The 14,236-nt window shown below is 74.8% G+C and carries 11 protein-coding genes; 5 read left to right on the forward strand and 6 right to left on the reverse strand.

Annotation, left to right across the window (positions count from 1 at the left end; translation table 11 throughout):
• Positions 1–176 precede the first annotated feature (176 nt).
• The 4 genes from rocD to GNZ18_RS25075 all read left to right on the forward strand — a co-directional run bounded on the left by rocD (position 177) and on the right by GNZ18_RS25075 (position 4,813).
• Complete coding sequence (rocD, locus tag GNZ18_RS25060) at positions 177–1,343, forward strand: ornithine--oxo-acid transaminase (protein ID WP_156219153.1); 1,167 nt, start codon at positions 177–179, stop codon at positions 1,341–1,343.
• Between the two features lie 143 nt (positions 1,344–1,486).
• A complete protein-coding gene (locus GNZ18_RS25065; RefSeq protein WP_156218992.1) occupies positions 1,487–2,452 on the forward strand; it encodes an LCP family protein in 966 nt (321 codons plus the stop codon).
• A 97-nt stretch (positions 2,453–2,549) separates the two neighbouring features.
• On the forward strand, positions 2,550–3,203 hold the full coding sequence (locus tag GNZ18_RS25070; RefSeq protein ID WP_156218993.1) for a PadR family transcriptional regulator: 654 nt from the start codon (positions 2,550–2,552) through the stop codon (positions 3,201–3,203).
• Positions 3,200–4,813, forward strand: coding sequence for a DHA2 family efflux MFS transporter permease subunit (locus GNZ18_RS25075; protein WP_156218994.1), 1,614 nt, complete (start codon positions 3,200–3,202; stop codon positions 4,811–4,813). Before GNZ18_RS25070 ends, GNZ18_RS25075 begins: the two co-directional genes overlap by 4 nt.
• A gap of 73 nt (positions 4,814–4,886) precedes the next feature.
• On the opposite strand, the gene GNZ18_RS25080 is transcribed toward GNZ18_RS25075, so the two are convergent.
• The 4 genes from GNZ18_RS25080 to GNZ18_RS25095 all read right to left on the reverse strand — a co-directional run bounded on the left by GNZ18_RS25080 (position 4,887) and on the right by GNZ18_RS25095 (position 8,377).
• The gene (locus tag GNZ18_RS25080) at positions 4,887–5,402 is read right to left on the reverse strand and encodes a flavin reductase family protein (protein WP_312874722.1); all 516 of its coding nucleotides are present in this window, start codon (positions 5,400–5,402) and stop codon (positions 4,887–4,889) included.
• Between the two features lie 24 nt (positions 5,403–5,426).
• Complete coding sequence (locus GNZ18_RS42475; RefSeq protein ID WP_156218995.1) at positions 5,427–5,942, reverse strand: DUF6113 family protein; 516 nt, start codon at positions 5,940–5,942, stop codon at positions 5,427–5,429.
• A gap of 22 nt (positions 5,943–5,964) precedes the next feature.
• Positions 5,965–6,864: an N-acetyl-1-D-myo-inositol-2-amino-2-deoxy-alpha-D-glucopyranoside deacetylase gene (gene mshB / locus GNZ18_RS25090; protein ID WP_156218996.1), complete on the reverse strand. Its 900-nt coding sequence runs from the start codon at positions 6,862–6,864 to the stop codon at positions 5,965–5,967.
• A 70-nt stretch (positions 6,865–6,934) separates the two neighbouring features.
• Entirely contained in the window at positions 6,935–8,377 is a 1,443-nt protein-coding gene (locus tag GNZ18_RS25095) for a serine/threonine-protein kinase (RefSeq protein ID WP_156218997.1), read from the reverse strand.
• Positions 8,378–8,559: 182 nt separating this feature from the next.
• On the opposite strand from GNZ18_RS25095, the gene GNZ18_RS25100 reads away from it, so the two are divergent.
• A complete protein-coding gene (locus GNZ18_RS25100; protein ID WP_156218998.1) occupies positions 8,560–10,641 on the forward strand; it encodes a S9 family peptidase in 2,082 nt (693 codons plus the stop codon).
• Positions 10,642–10,677: 36 nt separating this feature from the next.
• On the opposite strand, the gene GNZ18_RS25105 is transcribed toward GNZ18_RS25100, so the two are convergent.
• Complete coding sequence (locus GNZ18_RS25105; RefSeq protein WP_156218999.1) at positions 10,678–12,423, reverse strand: ABC transporter ATP-binding protein; 1,746 nt, start codon at positions 12,421–12,423, stop codon at positions 10,678–10,680.
• Positions 12,420–14,147, reverse strand: coding sequence for an ABC transporter transmembrane domain-containing protein (locus GNZ18_RS25110; protein WP_312874723.1), 1,728 nt, complete (start codon positions 14,145–14,147; stop codon positions 12,420–12,422). The genes GNZ18_RS25105 and GNZ18_RS25110 overlap by 4 nt, the downstream gene beginning before the upstream one ends.
• Positions 14,148–14,236 lie beyond the last annotated feature (89 nt).

The following is a 14,236-nucleotide window of genomic DNA, read 5'->3' on the forward strand; positions in this document are numbered from 1 at the left end:
GGTCGGCGATTGATGCCGAACATACGCTGGGAAGCGGACCGGCGGCCACCCCCTCCCCGCCGGCCACCCCCTCCAGGCACCGGGCCGCCGCCCGGTGTCCCAGGCATGCCCCCGGCCGGGCCGGCCGGGGCCGAGCGCGAAGGAGCGTCGTGACGACCACCGACGAGCTGCGGGCGATGTCCGAGGAGCACAGCGCGCACAACTACCACCCCCTGCCGATCGTGGTCGCCAGTGCCGACGGGGCGTGGCTGACCGACGTCGAGGGGAACCGCTACCTGGACATGCTGGCCGCCTACTCGGCGGTCAACTTCGGGCACGGCAACCCCCGCCTCACCGAGGCCGCCCGCCGCCAGCTCGACCGGGTCACGCTGGTGAGCCGCGCGTTCGAGCACGACCAGTTCGGCCCGTTCGTGACCGAGCTGGCCGACCTGTGCGGCAAGGACATGGTGCTGCCGATGAACAGCGGCGCCGAGGCCGTCGAGACCGCGCTGAAGACCGCCCGCAAGTGGGGCTACGAGGTGCGCGGCGTCCCCGCCGACCAGGCCAACATCATCACCTTCGAGGGCAACTTCCACGGCCGCACGACCACGATCATCAGCTTCTCCACCGACCCGGACGCCAAGGACTCCTACGGCCCGTACACGCCCGGGTTCCGGACGGTCCCCTACGGCGACGTCGACGCGCTCAAGGCGGCGATGGACGACCTCACCGTCGGTGTGCTGATCGAGCCGATCCAGGGCGAGGCGGGCGTGAACGTCCCGCCGAGCGGGTTCCTGCGCGCGGTGCGGGAGCTGTGCGCGGAGAACGGCGCGCTGATGATCGCCGACGAGATCCAGTCGGGCCTCGGACGCACCGGCACGACGTTCGCGGTCGAGCACGAGGACATCGTCCCCGACGTCTACATCCTCGGCAAGGCCCTCGGCGGCGGCATCATGCCGGTGTCGGCGGTGGTCGCGGACCGCGACGTCCTCGGGGTGTTCAAGCCGGGCCAGCACGGCTCGACGTTCGGCGGGAACCCGCTCGCCTGCGCGATCGGGCGCGAGGTCATCGCGATGCTGCGGACCGGCGAGTACCAGGAACGCTCCAGGACGCTGGGCGCGCACATGCACGAGCGGCTCGGCGCGCTGCCCGGCGACGTCGTCCGCGAGGTGCGCGGGCGCGGGCTGTGGGCGGGGGTGGAGCTGGCCGGCCCAGCGCGTCCCGTCAGCGAGCGGCTGATGGGGCTCGGCGTGCTGGCCAAGGAGACACACGAGACCACGATCCGGCTCGCGCCGCCGCTAGTGATCGGCCGCGAGGACCTCGACTGGGCGCTCGACCGGCTGGAGATCGCCCTCAAGGACTGACACCGCCTGACGCGGCGGACCGGCCCGACCCGCGAAAGCCGCGCCCCACAGCGGGCTCAGGGAAGCCCCAGGTTCGTCAAAGTCTTGCCCGCCGCCTGCCCGTCGCACCGCCGGGACGGGCGGGCGCGGGCAGGGTGGGGCGCATGCTGGAGAGCGGGAGAAGGCGCCGGGTCCTGATCGGCTGCGGCGCGCTGGCGGTGGGCGCCCTGCTGCTGCTGGGCGGCGGCGCCTACCTGCTGCAGCGCGCCTACGACGGGCAGGTGCGGCGCATCGCGGGCGCGCTGCCCGAGGGGAAGGGGCGGCCCGCCTCCGGACGCGGCGAGAACTGGCTGCTGATCGGGTCGGACCGGCGCGCCGACCAGCCCTCGATGGGCGCCCGCGCCGACACGATCATGCTCGTCCACCTGGCCGGACGCGGCGACCGGCTGTCGGTGGTCGCGCTCCCCCGGGACGCCTACGTGGCCGTCCCCGGGCACGGCACCACCAAGATCAACGCAGCCTTCGCCTACGGCGGCCCGCCGCTGCTGATCCGCACCGTCGAGCAGCTCACCGGCGTGCGCGTCGACCACTACGCCGCGCTCGACTTCGGCGGCTTCGTGAAGATGACGGACGCGCTCGGCGGCGTGGACGTGAACGTCGCCCAGAAGACCCACGACCCCATGCACGACCGCACCTGGCCCGCCGGGCGCCAGCACCTGAACGGCGTGCAGGCGCTGGACTTCGTCCGCCAGCGCTGGAACCTGCCCGGCGGCGACCTCGACCGGATCAAGCGCCAGCAGGCGTTCCTGCACGCGCTGGCCGACAAGGCGATGGACACCCGCAACCCGATCAGGATCGACCGGTTCGTCCGCGCGACGACCCGGTCGGTGAGCGTGGACGACTCGGTGTCGTCCGGGACGCTGCGCGGCCTCGCCCGGCGGCTGACCCGCATCTCGCTGATGGAGTACCTCACCGCGCCGGTCGCCGGGACGGGCACCCGCGCCGGGCAGAGCGTCGTGCTGCTGGACGACGGGCGGGCGCGGGAGCTGTTCCGCGCCGTGCGGGAGGACCGGATCGGCGACTACGTCACCCGCAACGGCGCGGCGAACGCGGTGGACTCCGTGCGCTGACCTGGCACGACATGTCGGACATGAATAATATGTAGTGACTGCGGTCTAGATGGATTAGTCTGATTGGACTAATCGACCTCGACCACAAGGCACCGCCATGTCCCGACCCCTCACGCCGCTCGCGCTGGCCGTCCTGCGCATGCTCTGCGACGGGCCCATGCACCCGTACGAGATGCAGCAGCGCATCCGCGACCACGCCTACGACAGCGCCGTGAAGATCACGCACGGCTCGCTGTACCACACGGTGGAGCGGCTCACCGGCGCCGGACTCATCGAGCCGCTGGAGACCAGCCGCGAGGGGCGCCGTCCCGAGCGCACCGTCTACGCGGTCACGGTCGCGGGGCGCGACGCCGCCTGCGACCGGCTGGCCGAGCTGCTCGCCAAGCCCGCCCAGGAGTTCCCGCTGCTCGGCGCGGGTCTCGCCTTCCTCAACCTGCTGTCCGAGCGCGAGGTCGAGCAGCAGCTGCGGTTCCGGGCCCTCGCCCTTGAGGCCGAGCTGGCCGGCCACCAGACCGTCAACGACTCGCTGCTCAAACGCGGGCTGGAGCGCTACAAGCTGATCGACCACGAGTGGACGATCGCGCGCGTGCGGGCCGAGCTGGACTTCGTCAGGGGGCTCGCCGACGACCTGGAGGCCGGGCGGCTCACCTGGGAGGAGGGCGCCGACCCCACCTGCTGCGCCCCGCCCGGCGACCACGGGGGCAGCCACGACGACGACAACGCGCGCTACACCGAAAAGGGGACCTCATGAGTAGATGGCGCGGCAACCCGTGGGCGATCCTGCTCACGCTCTCCCTCGGGTTCTTCATGACGCTGCTGGACCTCACGATCGTGAACATCGCGATCCCCAGCATGATCGACAAACTCGACGCCTCGCTGGACCAGGTCCTGTGGGTCGTCAACGCCTACGTCCTGGTGCTGGCGGTGCTGCTGATCACCGCCGGCCGGCTCGGCGACCTGCTGGGCAAGAAGAACCTGTTCATCGCCGGTGTGGCGGTGTTCACGGTGTCCAGCCTGGCCTGCGGGATCTCCCAGGACCCGACCCAGCTCATCGTCGCCCGCGCCGTCCAGGGGCTCGGCGCGGCGCTGCTGATGCCGCAGACCATGTCGATCATCATCAACGTGTTCCCCGCCGAGCGGCGCGGGGCCGCGCTCGGCGTCTGGGGCGCGGTCGCGGGCGTGTCCACGATCGCGGGCCCGACGGTCGGCGGCCTGCTGGTCACCAGCCTCGACTGGCGGTGGATCTTCTTCGTGAACCTGCCGATCGGCATCCTGGTGCTGGCGATGGCGGTGCCGATCCTGCCCGCGCACACGCCGTCGGTCCGGCACCGCTTCGACGTCGCCGGGGTGCTGCTGGCCTCGGCCGCGCTGTTCTGCCTGACGTTCGCGCTCACCGAGGGCCAGAAGTACGAGTGGAACGAGGGCATCTGGGGGCTGATCGCGGCCGGCCTCGCGCTGTTCGTGATCTTCGGGATCTACCAGCGCTCCCAGCAGGACGGGGAGCCGCTCGTCCCGTTCTCGCTGTTCCGCGACCGCAACTTCACGATCCTGAACTTCGTCGGCGCGGCCGTGTCCGTCGGCATGATCGGCATGTTCCTGCCGATGACGATCTACATGCAGTCGGTGCTCGGCTACAGCGCGCTGAAGGCCGGGCTCGTGATGGCGCCGTCCTCGGTCGTCTCGATGTTCCTCGCGCCGGTCGCAGGCAAGATGTCCGACCGCATCGGCGGCAAGTTCATCCTGATGGCGGGCCTGCTGCTCTACGCGGCGGGCATGCTGTGGCTCGTCGCGATCGTGGACGTCGGCATGGGCTGGCCGTCGTTCATCGCCCCGTTCGTGCTGTGCGGGCTCGGCGTCGGCGGCGTGTTCGCGCCGATGGCGACCGAGGCGACCCGGAACGTTCCGCCCCGGCTCGCGGGCGCCGCGTCCGGCGTCAACAACACGACCCGGCAGATCGGGTCGGTGCTCGGCAGCGCGGCGGTCGGCGCCATCCTGCAGAACCAGCTCGCCTCCTCGCTCAAGGACGAGGCGGCCACCCGCTCCACCGCCCTCCCGCCGGACGTGCGGGGCGGCTTCGTGGACGGCTTCGCCAGGGCGGCCAAGGGCGGCCTGGAGGTCGGCGCCGGGCAGAGCGGCGCGGAGCAGAAGCTCCCGCCCGGCGTCCCGCCCGCGGTGGCGCACCGCGTCCAGGAGCTGGCCGGGCAGGTGTTCACGCACGGCTTCGTCCACGCGATGCGGCCGACGATGGCACTGCCGATCGTGGTGATCGTGATGGCCGCCGCCGCGTGCCTGGGCGTCAAGGGCTACCGGTCGGGCGCGCCGTCCGACGCCGCGGCCGAAACCGCGTCCGTCGCGCGCTGACGCGGACCGGCGCGGACCGGCGCGGACCGATCAGCGGGCCCCTGCCGCACCCGCGGCGGGGGCCCGCGCGCCCTCAGAGCGCGTGGTAGGCGCCGCCGTAGTAGATGAGGGGGCGGCCGTCCGGGTCGGGGACCTGGAGGGTGAGCACCTCGCCGACCACGATGCTGTGGTCGCCGCCGTCGTGGACGGCGTGGGTGCGGCACTCCAGGACGCCGAGCGCGCCGTCCAGGACCGCGGCGCCGGTGGCGGGGCCGCGCGCGTGCGGCCAGCCGCGCAGGCCGCCGTCCAGGGCCCGGCCGCGGGTCGCGAACCACTCGGAGGCGTCCCGCATGTCCGCGGCGAGCACCGACACCGCCCACCGGCCCGCCGCGAGCACGACGTCGTGGAAGCGGGCGACCCGCTCGACGCAGACGAGGACGAGCAGCGGCTCCAGCGACACCGAGGTGAAGGCGTTCACGGTCATCGCGTGGTCGGCGCCGTCCGCGACGGTCGTGACGATCGCCACGCCGGTCGCGAACCTGCCGGCGACCTCGCGGAACAGCGCGCGATCGAGGTCGGGCGCGGGGGGCCCGGGGGAATCATCGGTCACAAGGCGGCCACCCTACCCGCGCGCCTAACCGCGGCTCCGCGCCGCCCTTCCCAGCAGCCACTGCCCGGGCGGCCCGGCCGCGGGGACGCGCGCCACACCGAGGACGGCGGCCAGCATGCCGCCGATGATGTAGACGTACCCCGGCAGGGTCGCCGGGACGACGAGGTCGCCCTCGGGGCGCCGCGTCGACATGACGAACACCACGATGCCCCACACGACCGCCGGGACCGTCGCGCCGATCCGTCCGCCCATGCCCCAGCCCGACAGCCGCACCGTCGCGAACACCACCGCGATGAGCAGGATCGAGGCGACCGGGACGTCACCGGCCGTCCAGCCCTGGGCGTAGGAGCCGAGCAGCCCGACGACCCCGCCGAGCAGGCCCACCAGCGCGTAGGCGGCGCCGGACACCAGCGCCTCCAGCGGCCCGCCGCCCGCGCGCGGCTCCGCCTCCGCCGGGGTGGCGCCCGCCACCGGTGCCGTGAGCGCCCGGCCCGGGGGGCTGCCGGGGGCGCTGTCGCGGGCCTCGTCGTCCTCGTCCACGCCCGCCAGCGTATCCAGCCGTTCAGTCACGCGCTTCCGGGAGCCCGGCGAACAGGTCGCGCTCGCGGCGGCCGGGGCCGAGCGGGCCGAGCTCGCCGTCCTCCAGGACGAAGTACTCGGTGCCGAACGCCTGCTGGCCGAGGTTGTTCGACAGCGCGAAGTACGGGCCGACCTGCTCGGGCGCGACGACGATCTGGGTGTGGTGGGCGCGCAGCGCGGCGAGCTTGGCGGGCAGGTGGGCGCGGGCGTCCACGACCGTGGTGACCGTGTCGTCGCGGACGCCGGAGCCCAGCTCGTCGAGCCCGGCGACGCGCGCGAACGGCAGCTTGGCCTCGCGCATCACCGCGATCGCGCGGGCCAGGACGGTGCGCGGCGTCGCATAGGCGTAGAACTTCGCGGCCCGCCACGGCTCGGCGCCGTCCTCGTGGGACGGGTCGGCGGCCATCTCGTAGGCCCGCCGCGTGACGCGGTGCGCCTGGATGTGGTCGGGGTGCCCGTAGTTGCCCCGGTCGTCATAGGTGACGATCACCTGCGGCCGGACCTCGCGGATCACGGCGGCGAGGTCGGGGGCGGCCTCCTCGGGGTCCGCGCGCCAGAAGCAGCGCGGGTCGTCGTTGGTGGGGGCGCCCATCATGCCCGAGTCGCGCCAGCGCCCGGCGCCGCCCAGGAAGCGGTGGTCCCGGACGCCGAGGGCCGCGCAGGCCGCCGCCAGCTCCCCGATCCGGTACTCGCCGAGGGCGTCCTCCTTGTCGGAGGCGAGATGGCGCAGATCGTCGGGGATGACCTCGCCCTCCTCGCCCAGCGTGCAGGTGACGAGACAGACGTGGGCGCCCTCGGCGGCGTACTTGGCCATGGTCGCCCCGGTCCCGATGGACTCGTCGTCCGGATGGGCGTGGACGAACAGGATCCGCGGCTCCTTCATAGTCACCGAGCCTACTCAGGACGCGGCGCCCCGGCGATGACCGCCCTCCCCCGGGGGGAGGGCGGCCAGGTCACCCGTCGGTCTTCGGCTTGCCGCCGCCACCGGCGCCGCCACCGCCGCCGGCACCGCCCTCTCCGCCGTCCGGCGGCTCGCTGGTCGGCTTCTCACTCGTCGGCGGCTTCTCGCTCGTCGGCGGCTTCTCGCTGGTCGGCGGGGTGTCGCTGGAGGGCGGCTCGGTCGTCGGCTCGCGGGTCGGCTCCCGCGTCGGGCGGCGGGTCGGTATGCGGGTCTGCGTCGGCTCCTCCGACTCCTCGTCGGTCGGGCTCGGGGACTCCGACTCCGACTCCGAGACCGACGGGGTGACGGGCGTGCTCGGATCGTTGCCCCCGCGCTTGGCCATGGCCACGCCCACCACCAGCGCGAGGATGAGGATCGCGAGCACGGCCGCGACGATCGGCAGCTTGGACTTGCGGCGCGGCTCGAAGTCGTCGTACCCGGCGCCACGGGTGCCGCCCGCGTAGGGGGGACCCGCGGCGGGCGGGAGCGTCCCGGTGTAGTCGGCGGGCGACACGCGCTGCGTCCGGCCGCCGGGCGGGCCCCCGGCGTGCGGCAGCGCGGCGGCGGCGCCCGCTCCGGCGGCGAGCGTCGAGCCCTCCGCGAGCAGCGTGGTCGCCTGCGCCGGGTCGTCCAGGCGGGTCTGCCCGGCGCCGCCGGGGCCGCTGCCGATCAGCGCCATCATGAGCTGCTGCGCGGTGGGCCGCCGCTCGGGCTCCTTGACCAGGCACGCCGCGATCAGCCGGTGCAGGTCGGCGGGGACGCCCTCCAGCGACGGCGGCTCGTGCATCACCCGGTTGATCACCGCGACGACCGTGTCGTCGCCGAAGGGCGGGTGGCCGGTCGCGGCGAACACCAGCGTGGTCGCCCACGCCCACACGTCCACGGCCTCGGTCAGGGTCGCGCCCGCGACCTGCTCGGGCGCCATGTAGGACGGGGTGCCGATCGCCTTGGTCGCGGCGGTCTGCCCGGTGTCCAGGGCCCGCGCGATACCGAAGTCGATCACCCGGGGGCCGTCCGGCGCCATGATCACGTTGTGCGGCTTGAAGTCGCGGTGCACGATGCCGGCCTGGTGGATCGCCACCAGCGCGGTCACGGTGCCGATCGCGAGCCGGTCCAGCGGGGCGCCGGTGATCGGCCCCTGCTCGGTGACCTGCTTGTACAGCGATGGGCCCGGGACGTACTCGCTGGCGATGTAGGGCTGGTCGCCCGCGACGTCGGCCTCCAGCACCTGCGCGGTGCAGAACCGCGCGACCTGCTTGGCGGCCTGCGCCTCGCGGACGAACCGGTTGCGCGCGGCGGCGTCACCGGCCAGGTCGGCGCGCAGCAGCTTGATCGCGGCCCGGTTCCCGGAGGCGTCGACGCCCGCGTAGACGACGCCCTGGCCGCCCTCTCCGAGCCGGTCGACGATCTCGTACGAGCCAAGCCGCCGGGGATCTCCCGGCTGCAGCTCCGGCATGGACCACTCCTTCTAGCGCCCGCGACGACGAACGTGGTTGGGGAAGCTCCGAGCTTACGCGAGCGCGGACCCGGCCACGGAAGGTTCGATGTCCGCACGGCGACGACCCGTGATCATAGGGCCAGCGGGCCCGCCGTGCGCCCTACTTCGGGTTCGGCGCCGTGCTGGCAGACTCTGGTGCCATGAGCATCAGCTATCCGCGGCAGAGCGCCCGCACCCGGCGCTTCACCCTCGGCGTCCCGCGCGCCTTCCAGATCGCGCCGGACGGTGCGCGCGTGGCCTTCCTGCGCACCAGGGCCGGCGACGACCCGGTCACCTGCCTGTGGACGCTGGACACCGCCACCGGTGAGGAGCGGCTCGTCGCCGACCCTGCCGCCCTGGACGTGCCGGGCGAGGAGAACCTGCCCGCCGAGGAGCGGGCCCGCCGCGAGCGCGCCCGCGAGCAGGCGGGCGGCGTCGTCGGCTACGCGACCGACCGCGCCATGCGGCAGGCCGTCTTCGCCCTCGGCGGACGCCTCCATGTGGCCGATCTTGAGTCCGGGCGGGTGCGGGAGCTGCCCGCGCAGGCGCCGGTGTTCGACCCGCGCCCCGACCCGGCCGGGCGCCGCGTCGCCTACGTCTCGGGCCGGACGCTGCGGATCATCGAGATGGACGGCACCGAGGACCGGGCGCTCGTCCAGCCCGAGTCCGACCAGGTGTCCTACGGCCTCGCCGAGTTCGTGGCGGCCGAGGAGATGAACCGGATGCGCGGCTACTGGTGGGCGCCGGACGGCGGCACGCTGCTGGTCGCCCGGGTGGACGAGACGCCCGTGCAGCGCTGGCACGTCGCCGACCCCGCCAACCCCGAGCGGCCGCCCGGCGAGATCGCCTACCCGGCCGCCGGGACGCCGAACGCGCTGGTCTCGCTCGTGCTGCTGAAGGTGGACGGCCGCCGCGTCGCGGTCGCCTGGGACCGCGGCGAGTTCCCCTACCTGGTGACGGCCGCGTGGGACCGGCACGGCCTGCTGATCGTCGTGCAGCCGCGCGACCAGCGGTCCCAGCGGGTGCTGCGGGTGGACCCGTCCAACGGCGAGACGGCGCTGCTGCACAACGAGCACGACCCGGTGTGGACCGACATCGTGCCGGGCATCCCCGCCCGGACGGGCGGCGGCGACCTCGTCTGGATCACCGAGGACCACGACACCGCCACGCGCCGGATCACGGTCGGCGGCAAGCCGGTCACGCCGCCCGGCCTCCAGGTGCGGTCGGTGCTCGGGGTGGAGGACGGCTCGATCCTGTTCACCGCCTCCGAGGACCCGACGGAGATCCACCTCTACTCCCTCGACGCCGGTGAGGTGTCACGGATCAGTGAGGGGCGGGGCGTGTTCAGCGGTGCCCGCTCGGGCGAGGTCACCGTGGTCACGGGGGCGCGGCTCGACGCCCCCGGTACGGAGGTGGAGGTGCGCGGGCCGTCCGGGACGCACGCCGTCGCCTCGCTCGCCGAGACCCCGGTGATCACGCCGAGGGTGGAGCTGCTGCGCGCGGGCGACCGGGAGATCCGCACCGCCGTGCTGCTGCCCACCGGCTGGGAGCCGGGCGACGGGCGGCTGCCCGTGCTGCTCGACCCCTACGGCGGGCCGCACGCGCAGCGCGTCCTCGCGGTCCAGCGGGCGTACTGCGAGGCGCAGTGGCTGGCCGACCAGGGCTTCGCCGTCGTCATCGCCGACGGGCGCGGCACCCCCGGGCGCGGTCCGGGGTGGGAGCGCGAGGTGCGCGGCGACTTCGTCGGGCCCGTGCTGGACGACCAGATCACCGCGCTGGTCGAGGCGGCGAGGCAGCACCCCGACGCGCTCGACCTCGACCGGGTCGGCATCCGGGGCTGGTCGTTCGGCGGCTGGCTCGCGGGCCTCGCCGTGCTGCGCCGCCCGGACGTGTTCCACGTGGGCATCGCCGGGGCGCCCGTCACCGACTGGCGCCTGTACGACACCCACTACACCGAGCGCTACCTCGGCCACCCCGACGAGGAGCCCGAGGGCTACGCCGCGAACTCGCTGGTCGAGATGGCCGGCGACCTGGAGCGGCCGCTGATGATCATCCATGGGCTGGCGGACGACAACGTGGTCGCGGCGCACACGCTGCGGCTGTCGTCGGCGCTGGTGGCGGCGGGCCGCCCGCACACCGTGCTGCCCCTGTCGGGCGTCACGCACATGACGCCGCAGGAGGTCGTGGCCGAGAACCTCCTGCTGATCCAGGTCGACTACCTGAAGGCGGCCCTGGCCCGCTGACGCGCCCCCGGCCCGCGGGCGCGTGGAGCCCGCGGGTCAGGGGGTGCCGTGCCAGGACGCCCACAGCGCCGCGTAGGAGCCCTCGCGCGCGATCAGCTCGTCGTGGGTGCCGAGCTCGGTGACGCGGCCGTCCTCGACCACCGCGACGCGGTCGGCGTCGTGGGCGGTGTGCAGGCGGTGCGCGATCGCCACGACGGTCCGGCCGTCCAGGACGGCGGCGAGCGAGCGCTCCAGGCGGCGCGCGGCGCGCGGGTCGAGCAGCGAGGTCGCCTCGTCCAGCACCAGCGTGTGCGGGTCGGCGAGGACGAGCCGCGCGAGCGCGAGCTGCTGCGCCTGCGCGGGCGACAGCGTCGCGGCGTCCGCGCCGGTGGCGCCCGCGCCGACCCGGGCGTCCAGGCCGGGGCCGTCCCAGTCGACGGCCTCCAGCACCTGCGCGATCTCGGCGTCGGAGGCCCCCGGCCGCGCCATCACGAGGTTCTCGCGGAGCGTGCCCTGGAACACGTGGTGCTCCTGGGTGACCAGCGCGACATGGCCGCGCAGGTCGTCCAGCGGCAGCTCGACGAGCGGGACGCCGCCGTCCGCGCCGACCGTGACCGCGCCGGCGCGCGGGCCGTCCACCCCGGCGAGCAGGCGGCCGAGCGTGGACTTGCCCGCGCCGCTCGGCCCGACCATGGCCAGCCGCTCCCCCGGTCTCAGGTCGAGGTCGACGCCGTGCAGGACGTCCTGCCCCGGCCGGTAGGAGTAGCGGACGCCGCGCGCCGTCAGCCGCTCCCCCTCGGGCACGCGGCCGCCCGCCGCGCGGTCGGGCGGCACGTGGCCGACACCGAGCAGCCGGGCCAGCGACGCGCCGCCGAGCTGGAGCTCGTCCAGCCGGAACAGCACGATGTCGACCGGCTCGATGAGCTGCTGCGCGTACAGGGTCGCCGCGGTCACCTGCGCGAGCGAGGCGTGGCCGTGGATGTAGAGGAACCCGCCGGTCACCAGCGTCGCGACGACCGGCAGCACGAGGCCGAGCTCGGCGGCGGGCAGCAGCACCATCCGCAGCCGCAGCGTGTAGCGCTCGGCGCGGTAGGACTCGGCGATGTCGGCGTCGCCGCGCGCGTGCCGGCGGCCCGCGAGGCCGAGCGCCTCGACCGTCCGCGCGCCCTGGACGGTCTCGGTCAGCCCGGCCGCGATCCGCGACCACGCCGCGTTCTCGCGCAGGTAGCCGCCCCGGGCGCGGGGCAGGTACCAGCGCATCACCGCCCACAGCAGCGGCGCGGTGACCAGCGCGGGCAGCGCGACCAGCGGGCCGGTCAGCAGCAGCGCCCCGGCGGTGAACCCGCCGACGACGACCGCGACGAGCGTCTCGGGCAGCGCGTAGCGGACGGACGAGGCGAGCGTGTCCACGTCGCGGGACGCGCGGGTCACGAGGTCGCCGGTGCCCGCGCGCTCGACCCGCGACAGCGGCAGCGCCAGGACGCGGTCGACGAACTCCTCCCGCAGCTCGGCCAGCACCCGCTCGCCGAGCCTGGCCGAGGCGAAGTAGGCGTACCGGGTCAGCACCGCCTGGACGGTCACGAACCCGGCGATGGCGAGGCCGACGGCGTCGATCGCCGCGTGCCCGTCGCGAACGCCCTCGACCAGCTCGCCGAGCAGCCGGGGCGTCACCAGGCCCGTCGCGGCGGCCAGCGCGTGCAGCGCCAGCACCCCGGCGAGCGCGCGCGGGTGCCGCACGATGAGCCGCCGCGCGTAGGTCCGCACCTGCGCGGGCGTCGCGACCGGCAGCGCCTCGGCGCTCATCTCCTCGCTCCTTCCGTCGCCGTGTCGGTGCCGCTGGTCTCGCCCCTGGTGACGACGCCCGCGTAGCGGGGTTCGGTGTCGAGCAGGTGGCGGTGGGTGCCCTCGGCGACGACCTTTCCGTCCTGGACGAAGACGACGTGGTCGGCGCGGTCCAGCACCAGCGGGCTCGTCGTGCACACGAGGGTGGTGCGCCCGGCGCGGGCCGGGCCGAGCCTGCCCGCGATGCGCGCCTCGGTGTGCGCGTCCACCGCGCTCGTCGGCTCCACCAGGACGAGGACCTCCGGGTCGGCCACGAGCGCCCGCGCGAGGCGGAGGCGCTGCTGCTGGCCGCCGGAGAACTCCCGGCCCGCCTCGGCGACGTGGGCGTCCAGGCCGGTGGAGTCGACGACGTCCTCGACGCACGCGGCGCGGATCGCGGCCCGGAGCGCCGCCCCGCCGTCGTCCGGCGCGGACGGCGGCGTCAGGGTCTCGGCGAGCGGCCCGGAGAACAGCCGGTCCTCGTTCACCGCGACGAGGACCCGCCGCCTGAGGTCCGCGACCGCGTGGAGCGGGACGCCGCCGAAGTCGACCTCGCCCTCCTCGTAGCGGCCGAGCCGGTCAGCGATGGCCTGCGCGTCGCGCGGGTCGGCCGCCGCGACCGCCGTCACCCGTCCGGGCCGCACGACCAGCCCGGAGGCGATGTCGGTCAGCTCGGCGGGCGCCGCCGGACGCCGCGTCCCCGCCTCGGGCAGCTCGGGCTCGACGTCCAGCAGGGCCTTCACCCGGCCCGCCGCGACCAGCCCCTTGGTGACCTTGCCCGCCGCCTCCCCGAGGGTCTTCAGCGGGACGATCAGGAACACCGCGTAGCCGTAGAAGGCGACCAGCTCGCCGACGCCGATCGCCCCGTCGGCGGCGAACCGGGCGCCGACCCACGTCACCAGCGCGATCAGCAGGCCGGGCAGCAGCACCTCGGCGCCGTTCATCCGGGTCTCCGCCCGCGCGGCCGCCACCCCGGCGACGCGCACCCGCTGCGACTCCGCGCGGTAGCGGCCGGAGAACAGCGGCTCGCCGCCGATGCCGCGCAGCACCCGCAGGCCCGCGACGAGGTCGGTGGCGTGGCCGCTCAGCTCGCCGACCATCTCCCGGTGCGCCGCCTCGCGGTCGCGGTAGGGGCGCAGCAGCGGCGCCGCGGCCAGCAGGATCAGCGGCACGCCCACCAGCACGATCAGCCCGAGCTGCGGCGAGGTCGACAGCAGGATGCCCGCGACCACGACGATCGCGACGACCGCGCCGGTGCCGCGCGCGACGATGTCCATGGCCTCGCCGAGGTGCGCCACGTCCGACAGGCCGATGCTCACGACCTCGCCCGCGCTCGTCCGCTTCGGCAGCGTCGCGCCGAGCCGGGTGGACTGCCGGGTGACGACCTGGACCGTCCGGTAGGCGGCCGACAGCCAGTTGAACACCGCGAACCGGTGCCGGGTGACTCCGGTCACCGCCTGCGTGACGCCGAGCCCGGTGAGCACGGCCGCCCACAGCAGCAGCGCGCTCCCGTCGCGGGCGAGGATGCCGTCGCCGATGGCGCGGCCGATGGCCGCGGGCATCAGGGCCTGGCTCAGCATCCAGACCACGCCGAGGGAGGCGCCCGCGACACTGCTGCGCCACTGATGCCGCAGCAGCCACAACAGGTAGCGGGCGGGGGAGCTGTGGTCGGGGCTGCCAGGGTCGGTTTCCGGCAACGATCTCACCGGACGAACATAGACACGGCCGCCCGGCGGGTCGACCGATTTTCCCGGCGGCGGCCGCGCCCGTAAGAGGCGCGGTCAAGTCCCCTCCC

The sequence above is a fragment of the Actinomadura litoris genome, from assembly GCF_009733595.1.
GTDB classification, from domain to species: domain Bacteria; phylum Actinomycetota; class Actinomycetes; order Streptosporangiales; family Streptosporangiaceae; genus Spirillospora; species Spirillospora litoris.

Bases quoted from the DNA above. Each gene is read 5' to 3' on its own strand.
- rocD (WP_156219153.1), top strand. From the start codon at position 177: ATGTCCGAGGAGCACAGCGCGCACAACTACCACCCCCTGCCGATCGTG.
- GNZ18_RS25065 (WP_156218992.1), top strand. From the start codon at position 1,487: ATGCTGGAGAGCGGGAGAAGGCGCCGGGTCCTGATCGGCTGCGGCGCG.
- GNZ18_RS25070 (WP_156218993.1), top strand. From the start codon at position 2,550: ATGTCCCGACCCCTCACGCCGCTCGCGCTGGCCGTCCTGCGCATGCTC.
- GNZ18_RS25075 (WP_156218994.1), top strand. From the start codon at position 3,200: ATGAGTAGATGGCGCGGCAACCCGTGGGCGATCCTGCTCACGCTCTCC.
- mshB (WP_156218996.1), bottom strand. From the start codon at position 6,864: ATGAAGGAGCCGCGGATCCTGTTCGTCCACGCCCATCCGGACGACGAG.
- GNZ18_RS25095 (WP_156218997.1), bottom strand. From the start codon at position 8,377: ATGCCGGAGCTGCAGCCGGGAGATCCCCGGCGGCTTGGCTCGTACGAG.
- GNZ18_RS25100 (WP_156218998.1), top strand. From the start codon at position 8,560: ATGAGCATCAGCTATCCGCGGCAGAGCGCCCGCACCCGGCGCTTCACC.
- GNZ18_RS25105 (WP_156218999.1), bottom strand. From the start codon at position 12,423: ATGAGCGCCGAGGCGCTGCCGGTCGCGACGCCCGCGCAGGTGCGGACC.